The 17342-nt window shown below is 58.8% G+C and carries 15 protein-coding genes; 8 read left to right on the top strand and 7 right to left on the bottom strand.

The window, feature by feature from the left end:
• The first annotated feature begins 143 nt into the window (after positions 1-143).
• A complete protein-coding gene (locus ACP3TA_RS07695) occupies positions 144-404 on the top strand; it encodes a helix-turn-helix domain-containing protein (RefSeq protein ID WP_004933567.1) in 261 nt (86 codons plus the stop codon).
• Positions 405-470: 66 nt separating this feature from the next.
• Here the strand turns inward: ACP3TA_RS07695 and mdh are convergent, their stop codons facing one another.
• Positions 471-1409, bottom strand: a complete 939-nt coding sequence (gene mdh / locus ACP3TA_RS07690; RefSeq protein ID WP_033636811.1) for a malate dehydrogenase — start codon at positions 1407-1409, stop codon at positions 471-473.
• A 464-nt stretch (positions 1410-1873) separates the two neighbouring features.
• On the opposite strand from mdh, the gene argR reads away from it, so the two are divergent.
• From argR to yhcN (ACP3TA_RS07675), 3 genes are all read left to right on the top strand, one after another.
• Positions 1874-2344 carry a transcriptional regulator ArgR gene (gene argR / locus ACP3TA_RS07685; RefSeq protein ID WP_016929335.1) on the top strand — a complete coding sequence of 157 codons (471 nt, stop codon included), beginning with the start codon at positions 1874-1876 and terminating at the stop codon, positions 2342-2344.
• Positions 2345-2747: 403 nt separating this feature from the next.
• A complete protein-coding gene (yhcN, locus tag ACP3TA_RS07680) occupies positions 2748-3011 on the top strand; it encodes a peroxide/acid stress response protein YhcN (protein WP_004933574.1) in 264 nt (87 codons plus the stop codon).
• 120 nt (positions 3012-3131) lie between these two features.
• Positions 3132-3395, top strand: coding sequence for a peroxide/acid stress response protein YhcN (gene yhcN, locus ACP3TA_RS07675; protein WP_025305042.1), 264 nt, complete (start codon positions 3132-3134; stop codon positions 3393-3395).
• 197 nt (positions 3396-3592) lie between these two features.
• On the opposite strand, the gene mpl is transcribed toward yhcN (ACP3TA_RS07675), so the two are convergent.
• The gene (gene mpl, locus ACP3TA_RS07670; protein ID WP_033651482.1) at positions 3593-4972 is read right to left on the bottom strand and encodes a UDP-N-acetylmuramate:L-alanyl-gamma-D-glutamyl-meso-diaminopimelate ligase; all 1380 of its coding nucleotides are present in this window, start codon (positions 4970-4972) and stop codon (positions 3593-3595) included.
• A gap of 169 nt (positions 4973-5141) precedes the next feature.
• Here mpl and fbp point away from each other — a divergent pair, with 169 nt between their 5' ends.
• Complete coding sequence (fbp, locus tag ACP3TA_RS07665; RefSeq protein ID WP_004933587.1) at positions 5142-6146, top strand: class 1 fructose-bisphosphatase; 1005 nt, start codon at positions 5142-5144, stop codon at positions 6144-6146.
• A gap of 45 nt (positions 6147-6191) precedes the next feature.
• Here the strand turns inward: fbp and ACP3TA_RS07660 are convergent, their stop codons facing one another.
• Positions 6192-7745, bottom strand: a complete 1554-nt coding sequence (locus tag ACP3TA_RS07660; RefSeq protein WP_033651483.1) for a methyl-accepting chemotaxis protein — start codon at positions 7743-7745, stop codon at positions 6192-6194.
• Positions 7746-8005: 260 nt separating this feature from the next.
• On the opposite strand from ACP3TA_RS07660, the gene ppa reads away from it, so the two are divergent.
• Complete coding sequence (ppa, locus tag ACP3TA_RS07655; protein ID WP_004933594.1) at positions 8006-8536, top strand: inorganic diphosphatase; 531 nt, start codon at positions 8006-8008, stop codon at positions 8534-8536.
• A 53-nt stretch (positions 8537-8589) separates the two neighbouring features.
• Here the strand turns inward: ppa and ACP3TA_RS07650 are convergent, their stop codons facing one another.
• Genes ACP3TA_RS07650 through tamA form a run of 3 tightly spaced genes read right to left on the bottom strand, consistent with a single transcriptional unit; the run spans position 8590 to position 14473 of the window.
• A complete protein-coding gene (locus tag ACP3TA_RS07650) occupies positions 8590-8937 on the bottom strand; it encodes a gamma-glutamylcyclotransferase family protein (RefSeq protein WP_025159589.1) in 348 nt (115 codons plus the stop codon).
• 2 nt (positions 8938-8939) lie between these two features.
• Positions 8940-12758 carry an autotransporter assembly complex protein TamB gene (gene tamB, locus ACP3TA_RS07645; protein WP_033641644.1) on the bottom strand — a complete coding sequence of 1273 codons (3819 nt, stop codon included), beginning with the start codon at positions 12756-12758 and terminating at the stop codon, positions 8940-8942.
• A complete protein-coding gene (gene tamA, locus ACP3TA_RS07640; RefSeq protein WP_169539905.1) occupies positions 12755-14473 on the bottom strand; it encodes an autotransporter assembly complex protein TamA in 1719 nt (572 codons plus the stop codon). Before tamA ends, tamB begins: the two co-directional genes overlap by 4 nt.
• 304 nt (positions 14474-14777) lie before the next feature.
• On the opposite strand from tamA, the gene msrA reads away from it, so the two are divergent.
• Positions 14778-15416, top strand: coding sequence for a peptide-methionine (S)-S-oxide reductase MsrA (gene msrA, locus ACP3TA_RS07635; protein ID WP_089195519.1), 639 nt, complete (start codon positions 14778-14780; stop codon positions 15414-15416).
• 180 nt (positions 15417-15596) lie between these two features.
• A complete protein-coding gene (locus tag ACP3TA_RS07630; protein ID WP_033641641.1) occupies positions 15597-16928 on the top strand; it encodes a hemolysin family protein in 1332 nt (443 codons plus the stop codon).
• Positions 16929-16997: 69 nt separating this feature from the next.
• Here ACP3TA_RS07630 and ACP3TA_RS07625 read toward each other — a convergent pair whose 3' ends face one another.
• On the bottom strand, positions 16998-17204 hold the full coding sequence (locus tag ACP3TA_RS07625; protein ID WP_033641639.1) for a DUF1107 domain-containing protein: 207 nt from the start codon (positions 17202-17204) through the stop codon (positions 16998-17000).
• Between the last annotated feature and the right edge of the window lie 138 nt (positions 17205-17342).

The following is a 17342-nucleotide window of genomic DNA, read 5'->3' as shown; positions in this document are numbered from 1 at the left end:
TTGGAAATTACTTGGGTATTTTTTAGGAAATTTAATGGTATTCTTGTTTCCGAATAAGCGTTTCACGTTGTTCAAACGCCTAACCCTGATCCGTTAGTTATACCACTAACGCAACTTTGGCTAATCAGAAAAGGAATGTAAACATGAATTCAAGGAACCCAGATTGGCATCCGGCAGATATCATCGCGGCGTTACGCAAACAGGGCACCACGCTGGCGGCGGTGTCGCGCAAGGCCGGATTAAGCTCATCAACGCTGGCCAACGCGCTGTCGCGTCCCTGGCCGAAGGGGGAATGGCTGATCGCCGAAGCAATCGGCATCCACCCATCGGAGATCTGGCCAAGCCGCTATTATGATCCGCACAGCGATTGCCTGCTAGATCGAAAAGCCCGCATCAAATCGTGAACGCGGGGCAAAAAAAACCGCCGGAACAGCGTCCGGCGGCGTTTATCGGCTGACTATCGGCGACGATCAGTTATTGATGAACTTCTCGCCCAGTTCGATATCTTTGTGCAGCACGTCCAGCATCTCATTCAGCGCTTTCTGTTCGAAGGCGCTCAGCGTGCCGATATCCTTGCGTTCTTCAACGCCGTTTTTACCCAGCACCAGCGGCTGTGCGAAGAAGCGAGCGTATTTGCCGTCGCCTTCAACGTAAGCGCATTCCACAACGCCTTTCTCGCCCTGCAGTGCGCGCACCAGAGACAGACCGAAACGCGCGGCCGCCTGGCCCATGGACAGCGTAGCAGACCCGCCACCGGCTTTGGCTTCCACCACTTCGGTGCCGGCGTTCTGAATGCGTTTGGTCAGATCCGCCACTTCCTGATCGGTGAAGCTCACGCCAGGGATCTGCGACAGCAGAGGCAGGATAGTCACGCCAGAGTGGCCGCCGATGACCGGCACGTTCAACTCTTCCGGCTGCTTGCCTTTCAGCTCGGCCACGAAGGTGTTGGAACGGATGATATCCAGCGAAGTCACGCCGAACAGTTTGTTCTTGTCGTAAACGCCGGCTTTTTTCAACACTTCCGCCGCGATGGCGACCGTGGTGTTAACCGGGTTGGTGATGATGCCGATGCAGGCTTTCGGGCAGGTTTTCGCCACTTGCTCAATCAGGTTACGCACGATGCCGGCGTTAACGTTGAACAGGTCAGAGCGATCCATGCCTGGCTTACGGGCCACGCCGGCGGAAATCAGCACCACGTCCGCACCCTGCAGAGCCGGGGTCGCGTCTTCGCCGCTGAAGCCTTTGATTTTAACTGCGGTTGGGATGTGGCTTAAGTCGACGGCAACGCCTGGGGTAACGGGGGCAATGTCGTAGAGAGAGAGTTCAGAACCTGAAGGAAGCTGGGTTTTGAGTAGAAGGGCGAGGGCCTGGCCGATACCGCCAGCAGCACCGAGAACTGCAACTTTCATCCTATACTCCTTTATTGTCTTAAATATATAAAGCGCCGTGAATGTGTTGGTGACGGACCTTAAATTATTACACCTTTAAAAACAATAAATTAGCTAATTGTTGCCTGCAGGTGCAATAAAATGACCGCTGTCGCGCCCATTTTAGATTAAATCGCTTACGCATGAAGGGCATAGCGCACACTAATCAAAAATAGTGCGAGGTTATTCACGAGCAAGTTAACCGGCCGTTACATTACACCCTTACGCAACATCAGAACAACATCATTTTAATAACATTTTATTTACCAGCGCAGGCCGATTTTCCGACGTCAAAAGGGCATATTCATCACGGCCGGATTTTGTTAAAATGCCGCCCTTTCCTCGCCGCCCGGTCATGTTTATTTTCTTTGGGTCGGCCTTTGTTGCATAAAAATTCATCTATATGCATAATCATGACTTCCATTATCAACATTCCACGGTGCAAAATGCGTAATCCCGCAAAACAGGAAGATCTGATCAAGACGTTCAAAGCGTTATTGAAAGAAGAAAAATTCAGTTCTCAAGGCGAGATCGTTTTGGCGCTGCAAGAAGAAGGCTTCGAAAACATTAACCAATCCAAAGTATCGCGCATGCTGACCAAGTTCGGTGCGGTACGTACGCGCAATGCCAAAATGGAAATGGTGTATTGCCTTCCTGCCGAACTCGGCGTGCCGACCACCACCAGCCCGCTGAAGAACCTGGTGCTGGACGTCGACCATAACGACGCCGTCGTGGTGATCCACACCAGTCCGGGCGCCGCACAGCTGATCGCCCGCCTGCTTGACTCCTTGGGCAAATCCCAGGGCATCCTCGGCACTATCGCCGGCGACGACACGATTTTCGTCACGCCGTCCAGCGGCTTTACCGCTCAGAAGCTGCATGAAGCGATCCTGGGCGTGTTCGAGCAAGAGCTGTGAAACCTGGCGCTAACAAAGTGCGGCTACCGCCCGCATTTTGTTAGCGCTTCTTTAACCCTCGCGTTACCTTTCCGGCCTTCAACCGCGTTTAACACTGCTTTTTTATCCCGCAACAACACATTTCCATGACATATCCATGTAACCAGCAGTACCCACTGTGATCTTCCGCACTTTTGGTCAAAAGCACTTACCTTATTGAAATTACATAAATTTAACATCGAAAGATCGTTTTATGAGCGTTTTTTATTCCTTGTAGTTATAAAAAATAAGGTTCATCGGTTTAAAGTTTCACTAGCAACTGTTAGCGAACTATTAATTTTTCACGTTACTAGCTGTATACTCATTTCCGTGAACTGAATCACAGTTCGTTGGAACTGATAAAAGAATACGATGAGGTGAGATGATGAAAATTAAAGCTACCGTTGCAACCCTGAGCGTTCTGTCCATGCTTTCCTTTGGCGCATTCGCAGCACAATCTGTTGACGCAACCCAGGCCGCAAAACTGCAGCCCGCCGGTGTGATCACCGTGAGCGGCGTCGCCGCTGCGCCTTCCGACATTCGTCAGGCGCTGTCCGATAAAGCCGACGCCAAAGGGGCAACCGCTTACCGCGTGATCGAAGCGCGCAACGACGGCAACTTCCACGCAACCGCTGAAATCTACAAATAAGTACCGGCATTACCCGGCAACGGGCAATACATCTCTGGAATCAAACGCTGTCATAACGGCCTTCAAGAATAAAAATCGCTGCCAAGCCCTTCCAGGCTGTTATGACCAAGGATCGCTATCATGAACATGAAAACTACTCTCGCTGCACTCGGTTTGCTGTCTGTCATCTCCTTTGGCGCGTCTGCCGCCCAGTTGGTGACTAACGATCAGACCGCCAATCTGCAATCTATCGGCACCATTACCGTCAGCGGTATCGACGGCGCACCGACCGACATTCGCCAGGCGCTGTCGGAGAAAGCAGATGCTAAAGGCGCGACCGCCTACCGCGTGATCGAAGCGCGTAACGAAGGCAACTACCACGCCACCGCCGAGATTTACAAATAACAACTCTGGGAACGGCTTTGCAGAGCTGATTACCCTCGTCACTGCCACTGCCGAGTTCTGACGCAAACGCCGATTTCCCAGAGACCCTCTCGTCGTCCTATCCGACGAACCCCGTTGCCCTCGCTCGCGAGGGCTTTTTTATGGGCGTAAAAAAGGCCGCGAATGCGGCCCTTAGGTTGGCTTATGCGGCTGAACAATCAGTAGGTCACCTTCGGTTCCTGCTTTTTCGCCAACGCGTCCAACAGGCGATCGTGAATGCCGCCGAAACCGCCGTTGCTCATCACCAGAATGTGGTCGCCCGGCTGTGCGGTTTTCACCACCATCTCCACCAGCGTGTCGAGATCCGCGCTCCAGTGCGCCGGCTGCACGCAGGCATCCGCCACTTCCGCAACCTGCCACGGAATGTGATGCGGCTGGAACAGGAACACTTCATCGGCACGGCCGAGCGAAGGCGCCAGATCGTTTTTGCTGATGCCCATTTTCATGGTGTTGGATCGCGGCTCCAGCACCGCCAGAATGCGCGCCGTGCCGCCTACCTTGCCGCGCAGCGCGGCCAGAGTGGCCAGGATCGCCGTCGGGTGGTGCGCGAAATCGTCGTAGACCGTGACGCCGTTGGCTTCGCCACGCAGCTCCAGGCGGCGACGGGCGTTGATGAAGTCGCCCAAGGCGCGGCAGGCGTCCGCCGGCTGCACGCCAACGTGACGGGTCGCCGCGATGGCCATCAGGCCGTTATGCATGTTGTGCTCGCCCACCAGCGCCCAGTTCACTTCGCCGACCTGCTCGCCGTCGAGGAACACCGCGTAATGACTGGCGTCCGGCGTCAGCTTCTGCGCGCGCCAGGTGCCCTCTTCGCCCACCAGCTCCTGTTCGCTCCAGCAGCCCATCGCCATCACCTGCTTCAGGTGGCTGTCGTTGTCCGGCAGGATGATCTTGCCTTTGCCCGGCACCAGGCGCACCAGGTGGTGGAATTGTTTCTGAATGGCTTTCAGATCGTCGAAGATATCGGCGTGGTCGAACTCCAGGTTGTTCATGATCAGCGTGCGCGGGCTGTAGTGCACGAACTTGGAGCGCTTGTCGAAGAACGCGCAGTCATACTCGTCGGCCTCGATCACGAAGAACGGGCTGCCGCCGAGGCGAGCCGAGACGTCGAAGTTGCCCGGCACGCCGCCGATGACGAAGCCCGGCTGGTAGCCGCAGGCTTCGAGGATCCAGGTCGCCATGCCGGCGGTGGTGGTTTTGCCGTGGGTGCCGGCGACCGCCAGTACCCAGCGATCGCGCAACACGGCGTCGTGCAGCCACTGCGGGCCGGAAACGTAAGGGATACCACGCTCCAGCACCGCCTCCACGCACGGGTTGCCGCGCGTCATGGCGTTGCCGATGATCACCAGATCCGGCGCCGGATCCAGCTGGGCCGGATCATAACCCTGAATAAGATCGATCCCCTGGTTCTCCAGCAGCGTGCTCATCGGCGGATAGACGTTGGCGTCCGAACCGGTGACGTCATGCCCCAGTGAGCGCGCCAGCATCGCCAGCCCGCCCATAAAGGTGCCACAGATCCCAAGAATGTGAATGCGCATAGGTTTCTCATGTGAGTGCATCGAATGTCGGCATATTCTAACGCTCAGAATCGTCCAGAAGAAATGGATTTGCCTATGAATGGCGCGCATCTTTGGGCTACACTGCTCGCGAAAACGTTGGCGGTTTGTTAACAGGCCGCTATCCATCCGTAGATTCAGGGATTGTGTCATGAAAACGTTAGGCGAATTTATCGTCGAGAAACAGCACGACTTCTCGCACGCCACCGGCGAGCTGACCGCGTTACTTTCTGCCATTAAACTGGGCGCCAAAATCATTCACCGCGACATCAACAAGGCCGGCCTGGTTGATATTCTGGGGACCAGCGGGGTGTCCAACGTACAGGGCGAAGTTCAGATGAAACTGGACCTGTACGCGAACGAAAAACTGAAAGCGGCGTTGAAAGCGCGTGGTGAAGTTGCGGGTATCGCTTCCGAAGAAGAAGATGAAATCGTGATATTCGACGGCGAGCGAGCTGAAAATGCCAAGTATGTCGTATTGATGGATCCGTTGGACGGTTCGTCCAACATCGATGTCAACGTCTCGGTCGGTACGATTTTCTCTATCTATCGTCGCATCACGCCGGTCGGCACGCCGGTGACCGAAGAAGACTTCCTGCAGCCGGGCAGCGCCCAGGTCGCAGCGGGTTACGTGGTTTACGGTTCGTCCACCATGCTGGTGTACACCACCGGTTACGGCGTCCACGCCTTCACGTACGATCCGTCTCTGGGCGTGTTCTGTCTCTCTCACGAGAAAGTGCGTTTCCCGGCGAGCGGCAACATGTATTCCATCAACGAAGGCAACTACATCAAGTTCCCTCTCGGCGTGAAGAAATACATCAAGTACTGCCAGGAGCAGGATGAAGCGACACAGCGCCCTTACACCTCGCGCTACATCGGTTCTCTGGTGGCGGACTTCCACCGCAACCTGCTGAAAGGCGGCATCTACATCTACCCAAGCACCGCCAGCCACCCGCAAGGCAAGCTGCGCCTGCTGTACGAATGCAACCCGATGGCGTTCCTGGCCGAACAGGCCGGCGGCAAGGCCAGCGACGGCAAAAACCGCATTCTGGACATCACGCCGGTGAAACTGCACCAGCGCGCGCCATTCTTCGTCGGCACCAAGTCGATGGTGGAAGACGCAGAACGCTTCATCGCCGAAAACCCGGACGAGTAACGCGTTCTTTGCCAGGGTTCGGCGCCTTGCCGAACCCTTATTGCCTTACAGCTTGAACGCCGCCATGCTCTGCGCCAGCAGCTGAGCCTGATCTTCCAGCGAGCGCGTCGCCGCCGCAGACTCCTCCACCAGCGCCGCATTCTGTTGCGCCACCTGATCCATCTGCGCCACCGCCAGGTTCACCTGTTCGATACCGCTGCTTTGTTCGCGCGTCGCCGCCGAGATCTCACGCATCAACGCCGTCACCCGGCCCACTTCACCGGTGATGCCGCTCATGGTCTGCGCCGCCGACTCCACCATCTGTTCGCCTTCCTGCACCCGGTTTTGCGACGCTTCGATCAGCCCTTTGATCTCTTTCGCCGACTGGGCGCTGCGCTGCGCCAGGTTGCGCACTTCACCGGCCACCACCGCGAAACCGCGGCCCTGTTCGCCGGCGCGCGCGGCTTCCACCGCCGCGTTCAGCGCCAGGATGTTGGTCTGGAAGGCGATGCCGTCCATCACGCTGATGATATCGGCGATGCGGCGCGAGCTGTCGGTGATCGCCTGCATCTTGCTCATCACCTGGCTGACCACCTCACTGCCCTGGTTGGCGATATCGGACACGCTCAGCGCCAGCTGGTTGGCCTGTTCACAGTTCTCGGCGTTCATTTTCACCGTCGAGGTCAGCTGTTCCATGCTGGCGGCGGTCTCTTCCAGCGACGCGGCCGATTCTTCGGTGCGCTGCGCCAGATGCAGGTTGCCGGCCGCCAGTTCGCGCGAACCGGTGTCGATCTGGCTGCTGGCGTCGCGCACTTTGCTGACCGAACTGGCCAGCGCCTGCTGCATGCGCTGCATCGCCCGCACCAGGCGCCCCATCTCGGTATCGCCCTCGCCGCGGATCTCGTGGGTCAGATCGCCGCCGGCGATGTGTTCCAGCTGCGCGATGGACTCATCCAGCGGACGCAAAATGATCACGCGCAGCGCGAACCAGGCCAGCAACGCCAACAGCACGCTGAGCAGGCCCGCCACCACGATCAGCGAGATCTTGGTGCTGGCGTTGCTTTCCGCCTCATACACCTGCTTCTCGCCGAGCTTCATGGCGAAGCTGCGGAAATCGGTGAGATCCTTTTCAAACGCGATGCTCAAGGCGGAAATGCGCGTCTCCTGGATATGGTAATACTCATCGATCTTGCCGGCCTTGATGGCGGCGGCCATCGGCTTCACGCCCTGCTCCAGATAGGCGCGATAGCTGTTTTGCAGGCGGCTGGAGAGTTCGCGGCCGCGCTCGGTCACGGTGCCGACGCCGACAAAGCGCGCCATTTCCTTGTTCGACTGCTCGAGGTAGCCGTAGATGCGGCCCACGGTGGCGTCGGAGACATCAGTCTGGCCGATCTCCCGTTGGCGCACCGCCAGCGAGGCGGCGGTGCGGGCGCGCAGCGTCAGGTTGGAGCTGTTGGCCAGCGAGCCCAGCTCTTCGCCGAGGATCTGGTTTAAGGTATGGATCGAGCGCGATCCTTCGTTAATCGCGTTGACGCCAATAACGCTGACCATGATCAGCAGCATGGTCATCAGGCTCAGCAGGGCGATCAGCCCAGCCTTCACCGTAATCTTTTTTAGCATGAGTTCTTCCCGGCTTCAGAATAGTGAGATCAGACGTAGTAGGGGTGGCAAAACGCGGAGCCAGCTTTGCTGGCTCATTATTGTTAGTTGAAGTTATCGGCAGGCGGAGGCAAAACTTCATGCCGCGGCGGGATTAATCTGGAAATTATCCCTGCGCCGGCACGCTGGGTTTTCAACGATGAAAAGGGCAGGAAATCGCAAAAGAGTCCGCTATAATAGCCGCCACTCCATTTCTGGTTTGATGATTAAAGGAAACCGACATGAGCTTGAATCTGGTCCCTGCTGGCAAAGACCTGCCGGAAGACATCTACGTAGTAATCGAAATCCCGGCCAACGCCGATCCAATCAAATACGAAATCGACAAAGAAACCGGCGCGCTGTTCGTTGACCGTTTCATGTCCACCGCGATGTTCTACCCGTGCAACTACGGCTACATCAACCACACCCTCTCTCTGGACGGTGACCCGGTTGACGTGCTGGTTCCAACCCCATACCCGCTGCAGCCGGGCTCCGTGATCCGCTGCCGTCCGGTTGGCGTGCTGAAAATGACCGACGAAGCCGGTGAAGACGCCAAGCTGGTTGCGGTGCCGCACAGCAAGCTGACCAAAGAGTACGATCACGTGAAAGACGTGAACGACCTGCCGGAACTGCTGAAAGCCCAGATCGCTCACTTCTTCGAGCACTACAAAGATCTGGAAAAAGGCAAATGGGTGAAAGTGGAAGGCTGGGCAGACGCTGCCGCGGCTAAAGCGGAAATCATCGCCTCCTTCGAACGCGCTGCCAAGAAGTAATTCCAGCCGCCGTCCGATGAAAAAACACCGCTCATTGAGCGGTGTTTTTTTTCTTACTGTTCTTCGAGACGCTTCAGCCAGTCACCGCTGGTAATTCGCGGGTAACCGTCCACGCTGTGTTTGTACAGGTAGATCCACGCACTCCCATAAGGCGTCTGAATCAGCTCGCGCTTATAGTCCTTGGTGTTGCTTTTCAGTTCGTCCAGCTCTGCCAGAATCGATGAGTTAATACGATACACCTCGCAATGTATCGTGCCCTCTCCAGGGATCGCCGCCGGGTAATGGCCCAGATTGTAAATCTGATAGCCTTCGAGCTCGTGCTCGCCGAGCCATTGGGCGTTGGTCATCCAATGGCTGTTTCCCTGTTTGCGTCGTAAACTGCCGTAGACAATTATTCGCATCGCTAAAACTCAAACTGATAGAGCAAATCTAATGCCTGGTCGAGACCAGACACCGCTTCAAGATACAACTTAGGCATCAGGCGATAACGCAACGTCAGCGTGGCCAGCGAGTCGAAAATGCCCACCCCATATTTTACTTGTAAGCCTGGGAGGACATAGCCGCTCACGACAACCTGGGAATTGTCGCCAACCCCTTGAGTGTCCAGAGCCAAATTACTCACGCCGAATGCCTCGCCGATTTTACCCACAAGTTGACCACTTTGTGCAACCCCCATGCCGATTAACATCGACGTCATGGCGTTGCCGTCGGCGCCTGAGCTGTTCAAGCCCTGGCCGCGCAGCAGATAAGACAGGGCTTCCTGTTGCGATTTGGCCGGATCGGAGAACACTTCCAGCTTCGGCGCATCCGCCAGGCCGGTCACGCGCACGCCGGCGGTCACGTCGTCCTCGGTGGATTCCGGGTTGCGGATCGCTTCGATATTGAGCAGCGGCTGATCCGGCGGGCCGGAGAACATCAGCTGCCCTTTACGCACGATCAAATCCTGACCATAAGCATGGAAGCGACCGGAAGGGATGTCAATCTGGCCGTTGAGGCCCAGCCCTTTCTTGTCCTGCACCACTTTCAAATCACCCTTCAAGCGGGCTTTGAGGCCGAAGGCGTCCAGCCGCACGTCATTGCCGACGTGGATCATCAGGTTGCTGTTGATCGGAATCGAGGCGGTCTTCGGTTGAATCGGCTTCAGCTGGTCGTCCAGCATCACTTCGTCGGAAGAGACGCCCACCGCGCTTTCCGGCAGCTCCTGCACCGTGATGCGCGCCCAAGGGATGTCGACCTTGCCGTTGAGCGAGAACAGCTGCGGCGTGGCTTCGAACACCAGATCCGGCGACACGTCGATGCGGATCATCGGCGGCACCGTCACCCGCAGCTTGTCGCCCTTGGCGGCAATGCGCGCACGCCAGGCGTTGATGTCACGCCAGTCGGCATCGCCCGCCAGATTCAGCTGGCCGCGCGTGGTGCTGAGCAGCCCTTCCAGCGTCGAGGTCATGCCATTGAAATTCACCGCCAGCCGCGCGTCGGTCATATCGAACGGCATCCAGTGGCCCTGCACCTTCGCCCGATCCAACGCCAGACGCCCGAACACCAGCGGCTTCTGCGCGCTGCCGCCCAGACGCAGGTTGGCGTTCAGCATGCCCGCCGCGCTTTCGCCCTTCATCAGCGCTGGGTTGATCAGCGCCAACGAAATGTTGGTGATATTGACGTTGCCGCTGATGGTGCGCCGCACCTGCGGATCCGCCACCTGGATATTGCCGTCGAACTGGCCGTTGTTGGTCAGTTTGATCCGCCAGTCGGCCTGCGCGCGGCCGTTGTTCAGACCGGCGTTGAGGGTCAGCGTATCGAAGGCGATCGGCAGCGCGTTGCCCTGCACCTGCTGCACCACCTTGACGCCGTTGCCGGCCAACGTGACCTTCGCCTCCGGCAGCGCGCCGCCCGGTTTCCAGCTGACGTCGGCCCGGCCGGTGAACACGCCGCTCAGGGCGGTCTCCGGGCCGAGGAACGGCTTGATCATCGCCAGATCGAACCGGTTGAGCACCACGCTGGCCTGGCCGCTCTGGCCGGCTTCGATGGTCTTCGGCACGCACAGCTCGGCATTCGGGTTCTGCCAACAGTGCGGCCCGATGCTGATTTTCTGCGCGGTGTTCAGGTAGTCCAGCGCGATGGCGCGCGTCAGGCGCCACTCCCCCACCGGCGTATCGAAGCGGGTATTGTTCAGATTGCCGCGCCAGCGCTGCTGCTGACGATCGAAGCTGCCCTGCAGCGCCAGCTGGCCGGAGACCGGCTTACCGTCGATCTTCAACTGCAGCTGATGCTGCTTCTCGCTGCCTTTGGCGTCCAGGGTCAGCAGGCTGACTTCCAGCGCGTCCTGCTTCAGCTGCTCGACGCGAACCGCCAACTGCCCCTGGATCTGATCCGTGGAGCGCACGTCACCGTCGATCTTCACCCGGTTGATGCGCAGCGCCTGCCACTGCAAACCGGAGGCGGTCAAATCCGCCAGCAGCTGAGGCGCCTGCAGATTGCCGCGCAGCTTCAGCAGCCCTTTGGCGGTGCCGCCCAGGCCCGGCAGCGCGCCGTCCAGACGCGGCGCGTCGATGTTGGCGTCCAGGTTCCAGCTCTTCTCGTCCAGCTGTCCTTTGACGTTCAGCTGGTTGCGCCCCAACGTCAGATCGATGCCGGGGATTTTCCACTGCCCGGCGGCGTTGCCGCTCAGCGTGCCGCGCGCCGTGACCTTGTTCTGCTTCACGTTGCCGTCCAGCTGCAGCACCGGCACCTGCAGCTGCCAGCTGCCGCCGTGCAGGCTGCCGCGCGTGGTGATCTTGCCGTCGAGTTTCGCCGGCCATTCCGGCCACTGCTTGGCGGTATTGATGCCGCTCAGCGTCAATTGCGAGTTCCAGCTGATGGCCTTGCTCCAGTCCACCAGCGCGGTGAGATCGGTATTACCCTGCAGCGCCGCCAGCCGCAGGCGCTCCAGCTTGAACTGCTCGACGTTGCCTTTGCCGTCCAGCGTCAGCACCGCCGGCGGCAGATCCTGACCTTTCAGATTAGCGCGCGTCGACAACGCATAGTCGGTCGCCTTGCCGTTAAAGCGCAGGCGGAAATCGTTAACCTGGTACTGCGCCTCGCCGCTCAGCGGCCATTTCAGCTGTTTGCTCTGCAGCGTCAGCGCCAGCGGCAGGCCGGCTTCGGCCAGCCGGGTTTGCACATCAAGCTGGGCACCGACCGGGCCGGACAGGTTCAGCGCGACCTTCAGCTCATCACGCAACCCGCCGCCGATGTTCAGCTTCACCTTCTCGCCCTTCAACGGGTCGATGTTCAACGCGCTGTTGGCGGTCAGGGCCACCGGCCAATCGCCGGTCAGGGTCGCCTGCCCCTGCACCGACAGCGTACCCTGCGGCGACTTCACGTCGAAGTTGTCCAGCTGGATATGCTGATCCTGCGTGCTGGCCTGCAGCAACAGACTCGTGATCAGCACGTCGGTATCGCCGGTCAAGCGCAGCTGTTCGCCGCTGATCTCTTTCACGGTGATATCCAGCGGCAGGCGGATGTCCGGCAGATCCGGCAACAGCGGTTTGGCGAACAGTTCCTTCAGCGTTTCGCCAAGCGGCTTCTCTTCCGGCTGCGGCGCCGGTTTCGCCGCGTCGGTAACCTGCTCACCGACCTTTTTCGCCACCTCGACCGCCGGTTGCACCGCTTCCGGCAACGGATTTTGCGGCGTTTTCGGCAAGGCGATCAGCAACGAGCCGATCTTGGTCGGCATCAGCGTCAGCGCACGCTCTTGCCACTGTGCGCCGGTGCGGAACTCGGCCAGAGAAATGGCGGTGTCGTCGACGGTGACCTTGACGTTGTTCAGCGCCAACAGGCGCAGGGTGATCGGATAAGGCGTACTGAGATTGGTGGTCGGCTCGCTGCTCTCCTCCACCGGCGCGGAGGGCGCCATCTCTTTGGTGTTCACCGCCACGTCCACGTCCTGAGCAGTCAAGGCGTTGACGCACAGCGAGCTGCGTTTAAAGCAGGAGAGATCGAGGGACAGATGGAATTGCCCGGCGTTGACCGTCACGCCCGGCATCTGATACTTCACGCCCTTCAGCGTCAGATCGCGCCAGCCGCCGCTGACGCCGGCGATCTCCAGCCCCGGCACCCAGCGCGCCGCGCCGTTGATGACCATATGCAAACCGGTGGTGGTCCCCACCAGAAAGGCCAGTCCGCCGATCAGCAGCAGCAGAACGACCAGAAATCCGAGACAAATCTTTTTAACCAGGCTCATAGTTCAGGCCCCAAACCGATGTAGAACTGCATCCCGTGAGTGTCCTTGTCTCCCACGGGCGCGGCGATATCCAGCTTCACCGGCCCCACCGGCGACTGCCAGCGCACGCCTACGCCGGCGCCGGTCTTGAAGTTGCTCTGCTTGATATCGTTCACCGCTTCACCGGAATCGACGAACATCGCCCCCCACCATTTGCCGGTCACGTTGTATTGATACTCCAGCGAGCCGGTCAGCATCTTGGAGGCGCCGGTCAGCTTGCCGTCGTCGCCGCGCGGAGAAATGTCTTTGTACTTGTAGCCGCGAATGCTGCGGTCACCGCCGGCGAAGAAGCGCAAATCCGGCGGCACCTTGTCGAAGTCGTTGGTTTCTATCCATCCCACCTGCCCGCGCGCCACGAAACGATGCTTGTCGGCGAGCGTGCGGATCCAGACGTTCTGCGCCTGCATCAGCGCGAAGTCCACGCCCGAGCCCCAGGTGGTGTCGGATACGTCGATGGAGTAGCGCTGGCTGTCGCCCCAGGTCGGCATCAGGCCGCCGCGCGAGCGGGTGCGGTTGAAGCTGACGCCGGGGTACAGCAGCATGGTGGTGTTGCTGACGTTGCCCTGGGTAAAGTTATCCCAGCGCCAGGTCAGGTTGATCGCCCGCTGCCAGCCGCTGGAGAGATCCCAGTTGCGCGAAGCCACCACTTTGGAGGTCACGGATTTGGTGTCGTTAAGGTCGACGTTCTTGAGCCCGCCCTGCAGCAGGTAATACTGCTCCAGCGGATTCTTCAGCAGCGGGATCTTATAGGTCAGATCCAGCTGCTGCTCCGGCGCCGACACGCTGGCGCTGGTTTCCAGGCTGTGGCCGCGATCGTTGAGCCAGGGCTTTTTCCAGGTGCCTTTCACCCGCGGGCCGACGTCGGTGGAGTAACCGATACCGGTTTCGATGGTATTGCGCGTACGCGGCGTTACCAGCGCGTCCAACGGCAAAATCTTGTTCTCTTTGGCATCGTTGAAATCAGGGGACACCACCACCGAGTTGAACCAGTTGGTGGCGGACAAACGGCGGTTCAGCTCGGCCAAATCCTCCGAACTGTAGTAATCCCCCTGATGAAAGGGCACCAGATTTTGCAGATAGTCTTCGCGGATTTGCGAACCGGTGAATTTCACCTTGCCGAAGCGGTAACGTTCGCCGCTGTTGAAATCGATATCCCAAAACGCCTTGTGCAGATCTTCTGCCACGCCGAGTTGGCTTTTGGTCATATCGGCGTCGAAGTAACCCTTGCGCAGCGCCAGGCCGGTCAGCGAGCCTTTGAAACTGTCATACTTGCCGTGGTTGAGGATCTCGCCGATGGTCGGCCGATCCTTCTTTACCAGCGCCAGGTAGTCCTCATCGGTCTTCGCACCGCCTTCCAGCACGATGTTGGCGCCGGCGATGCGCACCGGTTCGCCCGGATTGACCTTGGCATGCAGCACCGGACGCGACATCCCCGGCCGATCGTCCAGCGTAAACTCGATGGTCGGCTGGTAATAGCCGAGCGCGCGCAGCCCCTGGCGCACCGCCTCATCCACCCGTGCGCGGAAGCGACCGTCGGTGCCGACCTCTTCAGGCGTGATCGACGACAGCCGCACCCGGACGTTTTTTTCCAACTCTCCGCTTAACCCCTCCACCTGCAGCCGCACGTTGGCCGCATAGGCTGCAGGTGCCGCAAGCAACACAGATATCAAGCACATGACCGGGTACTTTGGCACGTGTTCTCCTTATTGATTTTACTTTCCTGTTATGGTGTTCGCTCCGGGGCCAGGGCAGACTCCGCGCTATCATGACGGCAGCCCTCTTCAACCTTCTTCCGGACGCCGCCCGCCGCGCTTTGCCGCCGCGCAACAGGCGAATTCTTCACTTTTGGCGCTCAAAATACTGCGTTAAGCTTATACAAAATCCCACTTGCCGCTTATTGTGGGCAAAGACGCGGTGAGATACAACCGAACCGCCGCCATGTAGGGTCAATTCTTACTGTGACAACAGGAGTCAACCGTGGTGCCATTTTTTGATAAATCACAAACCGTCGATAAGGCAAGCGCGCTGCCTGGCCGCACCACGCCAATGCCTGTCGCAACGCTCAACGTCGTCACCGAACACTCGATGACTCAGGTGCCGGCCGGCATGGAAGTGGCGATCTTCGCCATGGGCTGTTTCTGGGGCGTTGAGCGTCTGTTCTGGCAACAGCCGGGCGTCTACAGCACCGCCGCCGGCTACAGCGGCGGCTACACGCCGAACCCGACCTACCGCGAAGTGTGCAGCGGCCAGACCGGCCACGCCGAAGTGGTGCGCGTGGTGTTCGATCCGCAGGTCGTCAGCTACAAGCAGCTGCTGCAGGTGTTCTGGGAAAATCACGATCCGGCGCAGGGCATGCGCCAGGGCGGCGACGTCGGCACGCAGTACCGCTCGGCGATTTACACGCTGAGCCCAGAGCAGCAGGCCGAGGCGGAAAGCAGCCTGCAACGCTTCCAGCAGGCGATGGCGGCGGCGGGCGACAAGCGCGTCATCACCACCGAGATCGCGCCGGCGCTGCCGTTCTATTATGCGGAAGACGATCACCAGCAGTACCTGTTCAAAAACCCGGAAGGTTACTGCGGGCTGGGCGGCATCGGCGTTTGCCTGCCGCCGCAGGGCTGATCCGATGCCGGCCGGCGGCACTTTTTTAACCGCTGGCGGCCCCTGTGGGGCAACTGCTATACTGTACGGGCCGCTTCTGCGGCCCGATAGCTTCTCTTCTGGTTGTTATCGCTGCTTTTTTTACTATGTACTACCCTTCCTCAAGAGCGCCGGCATCCCGTCGGCACGTATGGATAGATTATGTTAAACAGTATTTTACTGATTCTTTTTCTGATCGCGGTGAGTGCGTTTTTCTCACTGTCGGAAATCTCTCTGGCCGCCTCGCGCAAGATCAAACTGAAGCTGATGGCGGACGAAGGCAACATCAACGCCGCCAGAGTGCTTAAACTGCAAGAAACCCCAGGCATCTTCTTCACCGTGGTGCAGATCGGCCTGAACGCCGTGGCCATCCTCGGCGGTATCGTCGGCGACGCGGCGTTTTCCGGCACCTTCCAACAGTTCTTTATTCGCTTCCTGTCGCCCGAACTGGCGGAACAGGTCAGCTTCATCTGCTCCTTCGTGCTGGTGACCAGCCTGTTTATCCTGTTCGCCGATTTGACCCCGAAGCGCATCGGTATGATTGCACCAGAGACGGTCGCCGTCCGGATCATCAACCCGATGCGTTTCTCCATCATGATCTTCCGCCCGCTGGTGTGGTTCTTCAACGGCATGGCCAACCTGATCTTCCGCATGTTCAAGCTGCCGATGGTGCGTAAAGACGACATCACCTCCGATGACATCTACGCGGTGGTAGAAGCCGGCGCCCTGGCGGGCGTGCTGCGCAAGCAGGAGCACGAGCTGATTGAAAACGTGTTCGAACTGGAATCGCGCACCGTGCCGTCTTCGATGACCTCGCGCGAAAGCGTGGTGTACTTCGATCTGCGCGAAAGCGAAGAGAGCATCAAGGAGAAGGTCTCGACCCATCCGCACTCCAAGTTCCTGGTGTGCGACGGCCATATCGATCAGGTGGTGGGTTACGTCGATTCCAAAGACCTGCTGAACCGCGTGCTGGGCAACCAGAGCCTGGTGCTGAGCAGCGGCGTGCAGATCCGCTCGGCGCTGATCGTGCCGGACACGTTGACGCTGTCCGAAGCGCTGGAAAGCTTCAAAACCGCCGGCGAAGACTTCGCGGTGATCCTCAATGAATATGCGTTGGTGGTGGGCATCATCACCCTTAACGACGTGATGACCACGCTGATGGGCGATCTGGTCGGCCAGGGCCAGGAAGAGCAGATCGTGGCGCGCGACGAAAGCTCATGGCTGATTGAAGGCGGCACGCCGATCGACGACGTGATGCGCGTGCTGGATATCGACGAGTTCCCGCAGGCGGGCAACTACGAAACCATTGGCGGCTTTATGATGTACATGCTGCGCAAGATCCCGAAACGCACCGACTTCGTCAAATACGCCGGCTACAAGTTCGAAGTGGTGGATATCGACAGCTACAAGATAGATCAGCTGCTGGTCACCCGACTGAGCGACAAACCGGCGGCGGTGCTGCCGAAAGCGCCGGACGACACGCCTGCGGCCTGACGGCGCGAAGGACAAAAACATCAGCGGCCCCATCGGGGCCGCATTTTTTTACCGCTGTCAGCGCCGTGTTCAGCCGACCTCGGCCTGCAGCAGCAGCACCTGGCGGTTCACTTCGGACATCACGCTGAAATGGCGCTTGTCGCGAATCTTCGGCGGCAGGATTTTCCCCTCGTCGAATTCAAATGCGCCCACGTCCTTGATATACAGCCTTCCGCGAAACAGGGTCTTAACGTACTTCGCCACTTTCAAAGGGTTATAACGCTGGAAGATTCTCATTCTTTTACGCTCCTCCCGTTGATCCATGCGCTCAGCGAGCCGCCAAAGGTGGCAGCCTCGAAATTCAGAACGCAACTTGATTGCATGTAGTAGACCCAGTAAAGACCAGATCGTTCACTTCCGCCCGGTGATCTGCAC

Source organism: Serratia sp. 2C06 (assembly GCF_050037615.1).
GTDB classification, from domain to species: Bacteria; Pseudomonadota; Gammaproteobacteria; order Enterobacterales; family Enterobacteriaceae; genus Serratia; species Serratia ureilytica.
This window is presented reverse-complemented; position numbering and strand designations above follow the sequence as displayed.

What these genes read in the sequence shown, in the direction of transcription:
- ACP3TA_RS07695 (WP_004933567.1), top strand. Translation starts at nt 144, where the DNA reads ATGAATTCAAGGAACCCAGATTGGCATCCGGCAGATATCATCGCGGCG.
- mdh (WP_033636811.1), bottom strand. Translation starts at nt 1,409, where the DNA reads ATGAAAGTTGCAGTTCTCGGTGCTGCTGGCGGTATCGGCCAGGCCCTC.
- argR (WP_016929335.1), top strand. Translation starts at nt 1,874, where the DNA reads ATGCGTAATCCCGCAAAACAGGAAGATCTGATCAAGACGTTCAAAGCG.
- yhcN (WP_004933574.1), top strand. Translation starts at nt 2,748, where the DNA reads ATGAAAATTAAAGCTACCGTTGCAACCCTGAGCGTTCTGTCCATGCTT.
- yhcN (WP_025305042.1), top strand. Translation starts at nt 3,132, where the DNA reads ATGAACATGAAAACTACTCTCGCTGCACTCGGTTTGCTGTCTGTCATC.
- mpl (WP_033651482.1), bottom strand. Translation starts at nt 4,972, where the DNA reads ATGCGCATTCACATTCTTGGGATCTGTGGCACCTTTATGGGCGGGCTG.
- fbp (WP_004933587.1), top strand. Translation starts at nt 5,142, where the DNA reads ATGAAAACGTTAGGCGAATTTATCGTCGAGAAACAGCACGACTTCTCG.
- ACP3TA_RS07660 (WP_033651483.1), bottom strand. Translation starts at nt 7,745, where the DNA reads ATGCTAAAAAAGATTACGGTGAAGGCTGGGCTGATCGCCCTGCTGAGC.
- ppa (WP_004933594.1), top strand. Translation starts at nt 8,006, where the DNA reads ATGAGCTTGAATCTGGTCCCTGCTGGCAAAGACCTGCCGGAAGACATC.
- ACP3TA_RS07650 (WP_025159589.1), bottom strand. Translation starts at nt 8,937, where the DNA reads ATGCGAATAATTGTCTACGGCAGTTTACGACGCAAACAGGGAAACAGC.
- tamB (WP_033641644.1), bottom strand. Translation starts at nt 12,758, where the DNA reads ATGAGCCTGGTTAAAAAGATTTGTCTCGGATTTCTGGTCGTTCTGCTG.
- tamA (WP_169539905.1), bottom strand. Translation starts at nt 14,473, where the DNA reads ATGTGCTTGATATCTGTGTTGCTTGCGGCACCTGCAGCCTATGCGGCC.
- ACP3TA_RS07630 (WP_033641641.1), top strand. Translation starts at nt 15,597, where the DNA reads ATGTTAAACAGTATTTTACTGATTCTTTTTCTGATCGCGGTGAGTGCG.
- ACP3TA_RS07625 (WP_033641639.1), bottom strand. Translation starts at nt 17,204, where the DNA reads ATGAGAATCTTCCAGCGTTATAACCCTTTGAAAGTGGCGAAGTACGTT.